Below are 5,763 nucleotides of genomic sequence, written 5' to 3'. Positions count from 1 at the left end.
CCGCCGACCTCGGCCTCGCCGACGGGGCCGCCGCCCCCGCCGCCCCCGATCCTGGCCGCATCGGCGCCGACTGGCAGCGCTGGTCCGTACGGATGGGCCAGCTCTCGCCGCTCGCCCTGCCGGGCCTCGAAGGCCCCGTACACGCCGCCGCCCGCGCCGCCCCGCTCGCCCTCGCCCGCGGAGCGACCCGCGCCGTGCTGCGCCGCGACTTCCCCACCGCGATGCGCATCACGCGCTGGCTGGCCCTGCTGCGCTCGGAGGGCGTGCGCCTGCCCCTCGACCCCGTACCGCTGGTCGAACACCTGCGCCTGCACGGCGGCGGTCCGCGGCTCGCGCTCGACGCCGCGATCGCCCGGCGGGTCCTCGGACCGGAGACCTCATGACGGCGTCCTTGACGCGGACCGCGCACCGGGTGAGCGCCCGGTCCCTGGCCTGGCTCCACACGCACCGGGAGCGCGGGGCGCTGCCCGCCGGCACCACCGCCGAGCTCGGTGACCCGGACAGCGTCTACAAACCGCTCGGCGAGACCGCGCTCGCCGCCTCGCTCGTGCTGCGCGAGTCCGCCGCGGGCCGCACCGAGCTGCGCCTGGCCCAGGAGTTGTTGAGCTTCTGCTGGCGGCAGTTCGGCGAGGGCGACATGCTCTACGAACGGGCGCTGCGGTACTCGATGATGACCGACCCCCTGGAGACGTACGCGCCGTTCGCCCGCTGCGGCCTGCGGCACGAGCCCCTTGAGCGGCTGTTCGCCCACACCGGCGCCCTGCGCTCCGTACGGAACGCGGAGGTCGTGCCCAACCGCAGGCTCGCCGTCGCCAACGCGGCCCGCGTCGTGGGCCTCGACGTGCGGCGGACCCCGTACGACTGGGCGACGCTGACCCGCGCCACCTGGCTCGGCGCCACCCCGGAACCCTGGCTCATCGACTGGATGACCGGCTACTGCGTCACCCACACGATCTTCCACCTCACCGACTGGGGCGCCCGCCCCTCCGGCCTGCCCCAGGACGTGGCCGCGTACGTGAGGGCCTGGCTGCCCGTGTGGATCGACATCTGGGCCGAGATCGAGCAGTGGGACCTGGTCGGCGAGCTGATGATCGTCGGTTGCTGTCTGGAGGAGCCGTACCGCGAGCTCGCGGACTGGGAACGGCTGGCCCGCGCGCAGCATCCGGACGGTCTGATGCCGCGGGACGGCGAACCGGTGACCGGCGAGGCCGACCTGCGGTTCGCGAACCATCAGCACACCGCCGTGGTCGTCGTGATCGCCGGCGCGCTCACGGTGTCCCGCACGCTGGGCGGGGCGGTGGGCCCGCGGTGAGTCACCTCCCCGCCCCGCACCGCGCGCCCGCCGGGCGCGAGGGCCCGCCGGCCCCGGGCGGCGACGGCCCGGCGTGGGCCACCGGCCTGCTCGCCGCCCTGGCCGAGGCCGCACCCGGCGCGAGCGCGGTGGCACTCGCCGTCCGGCGCGGCCCCGAACGCACGGTCCTGGCCCACGGATCGACCGCCCTGCGGCACGGGGCGGCGGCCAGGCCCGACACCCGTTTCGAGATCGGCTCCCTCACCAAGACCTTCACCGCCCTGCTGCTCGCCGAGATGGTCGCGCGCGGCGAGGTCGCGTACGACGACCCGATCACCCGCTTCCTGCCCCGCTCGGCCGCGCCGCGCTCGCGCGGCTCCCCCATCACCCTCGTCCACCTGGCCACGCACACCTCGGGCCTGCCACGGCTGCCCGCGGGTCTGCTCCGCGGCGCGGCGCGCGCGTGGTTCAGCAACCCCTACGCCGACTACTCCGCCGCCGACCTGCGACGCGCCCTCGCCGACACCCGGCCACGTGCCGCCCCCGGTACGCGCGTGCGCTACTCCAACTTCGGCGTCGGGCTCCTCGGTGAACTGCTCGCGCACGCCGCGCACGGCCCCGGCGGGGATTACGCGCGGCTGCTGACCGAGCGCGTACTGGCTCCGCTCGGCCTGACCCACACCGGCTGTGACACCGGGCAGCCGCAGGCCACCGGCTACTGGCACGGAAGGCCCCGTCCGGCCTGGCGGATGCCCGCCATGCCGGGCGCGGGGGCCGCCCGGTCGAGCGCCCGCGACCTGCTCGTGGTCCTCGACGGCCTCATCGATCCCGCCACGGCGCCCCCCGGAATCCCCCGCACCCTGCGAGCGGCGCTCGCCGACGTCACCGGGCCCCGCGTGGCCCTGCCACGCTCGGGCCGGCGCATCGCCCTGATCTGGAACATCCGGCCCCAACCGGGTCATGACCTCTACCACCACTCGGGAGCCACCCGGGGATTCACCGCCTTCGCGGGCTTCAGCCCCCGCGCGCACTGCGCCCTCACCGCGCTGGCCAACACGGGCCCCGCCCTGAACGGCGCCTTCGTCCAGCGGGCGTACGCCGCCCTGTGGAGGCTCACCCGACAGCTGTCCGCCGCGTCCGGCTGACCGGAAGGCACGACCCGGCCGTTCGGGCCCTCGCCGTGTCCCGGTCACGCGCGGCAGCGAAGAGGCCCGGCGGGCCGAGCGTCACCGCAGCGCGTTGCCCAGGAGGTCCGCGCCGAGGCGGCCGACGCGGTCGATGTCGAGTTCGTGGAGGACGTAGCGGCCCTCCCGTCGGATGCGGGTGAGGCCCGCCTTCTTCAGGACGCCGAGGTGGCGGGACACCTCGGGCGCCGTGACGCCACTCGCGTTCGCCAGTTCCGTCGTCGAGTGGGGCCCGCGGGCGAGCGTCCGGCACAGGCGCAGCCGCAGCGGGTGCGCCACCGCGTCCAGGCGCTGCTGGACCGCCGCCAGCGTCAGGGCCGGTGGCGTTTCGGGCGTGGCGACGGGGTACTGGAGGACCGGCCGGTCGCCGTGGGCGCTCCGGACCACGAGGTGGGGCCACCCGAACGCCGTGGGCAGGAAGACCAGCCCCGCGTCCGAGGCGCTGACCCGGCCGTCCTGGAGCTTGTCGACCACGAGCCGGCCGCGCGCCGCGTCCAGGGTGATGGCGGGGGAGGCCGCCGTGACGGCCCGCGCCAACCCGTGGTGCTTGAGGAGTTCGCCCTTGTGACGGGCGTCGGCGGCCAGCCGCGGCCGCACCCGCTCCCAGAGCTCGCCGAAGAAGACCCGCTCGCAGTCCTCCACCAACCGTCGGAGCCACGCCCGTACCCCCGCCGGGTCCGCCAGCAGCCGGTCGGCGAACGCGGCCTGCCGCAGACCCCGCGCGGCGGCGAGCTCCCGCGCCCGCCGGCGGTCCTCCGGGCGGCGCAGGGGCGACGGCTCGGGGCCGGGGAACGAGCTGGCGCAGGAGATCTCCACCGCGGCGACGACGAACGCGTCGTCGTCCAGCCGGTCCCACGCGTCCAGTTCCTCCGCGAGGCCGGCCGCCTCCGTGCCCGGCAGGAACAGGTCCGATCGCGTGGAGCGCCACAGGATGTCCGCCTCGTACAGCCTCTCGGCCAGGTCCGGCGGCAGGCCGGCCCGCGTCTCCGTGGCCCACTCCAGCAGGCCGGGGTGGTGCGACGGCTCGGCCAGGACGTGCAGGGCCGCCCCCAGCTCGGCCAGCGGGGAGACCCCGAACACGACGCGGTCCAGGGGCACGTCGGAGACGTCGATCACTACGCTCATCCCCTCAGTGTCCCGCCTGCCGGGCGGCCCCCCGCCCCCGCCCGGCCCGGCGCGATCACTCCGCGCTCACCCCGCGCTCATCCGGACGCCGTCGGCGCCCGCCCGGCGATCGTCACGGCCAGCGCGGCGAGCGCCAGCCCGCCGGCGAGTACGAGGACGGGCACCGGCCCCGCCGCGTCCATCGCCCGGCCGCCGGCCAGCGCCCCCAGCGCGATCGCGCCGTTGAAGACGGCGACGAAGAGGGAGGAGGCCGCCTCCCGCGCGGCGGGGGCCGCCGCCATCAGCCACGTCTGCGTACCGACGGACACCCCGCCGTACGCCAGGCCCCAGGCCGCGACCAGCGCCGCCGCCCCCGGCGCGGCCACCCCGAGCACCGGGACCAGGAGTACCGAGCCGGCCAGCACCGCGCAGATCACCCGCAGGGTGCCGCGTACGGAGCGCCCCACGCCGTAGCCGGCGAGAAAGGTGCCGGCGATCCCGGCGCACCCGTAGACGAGGAGCAGCGTGCCGATCAGGGACGGGCCGGCCCCGGAGATCTCCTCCAGCACCGGGCGCACATACGTGTACGCGGCGAAGTGCCCGGTGACCAGCAGGGCCACGAGCAGCAGGCCCGTACGCACCGGCGCGGCACCGACCAGGCGGAGCACGCCGCCGAGCCGGACCGCCCGCTCGGCGGGCAGCGGCGGCAGCAGCGCGGCGAGCGCCGCCGCGACCACGGCCGCCACCGCGCCGGCCAGCCCGAACGCGGCGCGCCATCCCGCGAGTTCGCCGAGGTACGTGCCGGCGGGGACGCCCAGGACGGAGGCCACGGCGATCCCGCTGAAGATCACGGAGGTCGCGGCGCCGACGGACGCGGCCGGTACGAGCCGTACGGCGAGCCCCGCCGCGAGCGACCACACACCGCCCATGGTCAGCCCGACCAGTACCCGGGCGGCCAGCAGGACGGCGAAGTTCGGCGACCAGGCGGCGAGCAGGTTCGCCGCCGCCAGCGCGCTCATCAGCGCGCACAGCACGAGCCGCCGGTCCAGGCGGCCCACGGCCGGGGCGACGAGGGGCGCGGAGACGGCGGCCACGAGCCCGGTGACGGTGAGGGTGAGCCCCGCCGTGCCCTCGCTGACCCGCAGCGCGTTCCCGAGCGGGGTGAGCAGCCCGACGGGCAGCATCTCGGAGGTGACGACGGTGAAGGTCGCCGCGGCGAGCGCCAGAACGGCGGGCCAGCCACGGCCGGCGGGCCAGCCACGGCCGCCGGGCCGGCCGCGGTCCCCCGAGTGGTCTCCGGGCGTTCGTGATCGAGTCGAGCCATGCCCCCAGCCAACTGCCGGCGCCCGGCGGGAACAACGGCGAAGTGCTCACGCTTCCATGAGCGGGGCTCATCGATCGGGAGGCGCGACGGACATGAAGGACACCGCGAGCGACCCCGCCGGCAAAGCCGCCGGCACCCCGCACGCCGTCGGCGGGCTCGACCTGCGCGAGCTGGAGTGCTTCCTCGTCCTCGCCGAGGAACGGCACTTCGGGCGGGCCGGCGAGCGCCTGTACGTCTCCCAGAGCCGCGTCAGCCAGCTGCTGCGCGCCCTGGAGCGCCGCATCGGCACCCGGCTCGTCGACCGCACCAGCCGCCGTGTGCGGCTCACCCCGCCCGGCGAGGACCTCCTCGCCGCGCTGCGCCCCGCGTACGCCGCCCTCCGCGCCGCCGTCGAGGGCGCCCGCGCCGCCGCCCGCGAGGTCACCGGGCGGCTGCGGATCGGCTTCCAGGGCATCGCCGACGACCGCTTCATGAGCGTGGTCACCGCCTTCCGGGACCGCCACCCGGACTGCGCCGTCGACCTCGTGGAGGTCCCGCTCGCCGACCCCTTCGGCGCGCTGCGGCGCGGTGAACTCGACGCGGCGGCCGTCCTGCTGCCCGTGGCCGAGGACGACCTCGCCGTCGGCCCGGTCTTCTCCCGCGAGCCCCAGCGCCTCGCGGTCTCCGTGCGCCACCCCTACGCGGCCCGCGCGGCCCTGACCGCGGCGGACCTCGCCGCGACGCCCCTGGTCGCCGTGGCCGAACCGGCCCCGGCCTACTGGCGCGAGGCCCACGCCCCGACCCGAACCCCGGACGGCGCGCCGATCCCGCGCGGGCCCGCCGTCCGCACCCTCCAGGAGGGCCTCTCCCTGGCCGCGGCC

5 protein-coding genes and 1 pseudogene are annotated in these 5,763 nt (G+C 77.0%); 4 read left to right on the top strand and 2 right to left on the bottom strand.

The features are described 5' to 3' along the window. The 3 genes and pseudogenes from ACSNOD_RS27440 to ACSNOD_RS27430 form a co-directional block, all read left to right on the top strand. Positions 1-383: pseudogene (locus ACSNOD_RS27440) on the top strand (hypothetical protein); the annotation flags it as partial. Next, positions 380-1,312 carry a DUF6895 family protein gene (locus tag ACSNOD_RS27435; RefSeq protein ID WP_436769761.1) on the top strand — a complete coding sequence of 311 codons (933 nt, stop codon included), beginning with the start codon at positions 380-382 and terminating at the stop codon, positions 1,310-1,312. The pseudogene ACSNOD_RS27440 and the gene ACSNOD_RS27435, both read left to right, overlap by 4 nt. Beyond that, positions 1,309-2,436: a serine hydrolase domain-containing protein gene (locus ACSNOD_RS27430; protein WP_436769760.1), complete on the top strand. Its 1,128-nt coding sequence runs from the start codon at positions 1,309-1,311 to the stop codon at positions 2,434-2,436. The genes ACSNOD_RS27435 and ACSNOD_RS27430 overlap by 4 nt, the downstream gene beginning before the upstream one ends. Positions 2,437-2,517: 81 nt before the next feature. On the opposite strand, the gene ACSNOD_RS27425 is transcribed toward ACSNOD_RS27430, so the two are convergent. Together ACSNOD_RS27425 and ACSNOD_RS27420 are read right to left on the bottom strand one after the other, a co-directional pair. After that, a complete protein-coding gene (locus tag ACSNOD_RS27425) occupies positions 2,518-3,600 on the bottom strand; it encodes a DUF5937 family protein (RefSeq protein ID WP_436769759.1) in 1,083 nt (360 codons plus the stop codon). Positions 3,601-3,677: 77 nt separating this feature from the next. Beyond that, on the bottom strand, positions 3,678-4,805 hold the full coding sequence (locus ACSNOD_RS27420) for an MFS transporter (protein ID WP_436769762.1): 1,128 nt from the start codon (positions 4,803-4,805) through the stop codon (positions 3,678-3,680). A gap of 190 nt (positions 4,806-4,995) precedes the next feature. On the opposite strand from ACSNOD_RS27420, the gene ACSNOD_RS27415 reads away from it, so the two are divergent. After that, on the top strand, positions 4,996-5,763 hold a 768-nt coding region (locus tag ACSNOD_RS27415; RefSeq protein WP_436769758.1), incomplete at its 3' end, for a LysR family transcriptional regulator.

It is taken from the genome of Streptomyces sp. URMC 123 (genome assembly GCF_051386515.1).
In the GTDB taxonomy this organism is placed as follows: Bacteria; Actinomycetota; Actinomycetes; order Streptomycetales; family Streptomycetaceae; genus Streptomyces.
This window is presented reverse-complemented; position numbering and strand designations above follow the sequence as displayed.

What these genes read in the sequence shown, in the direction of transcription:
- ACSNOD_RS27435 (WP_436769761.1), top strand. Translation starts at nt 380, where the DNA reads ATGACGGCGTCCTTGACGCGGACCGCGCACCGGGTGAGCGCCCGGTCC.
- ACSNOD_RS27425 (WP_436769759.1), bottom strand. Translation starts at nt 3,600, where the DNA reads ATGAGCGTAGTGATCGACGTCTCCGACGTGCCCCTGGACCGCGTCGTG.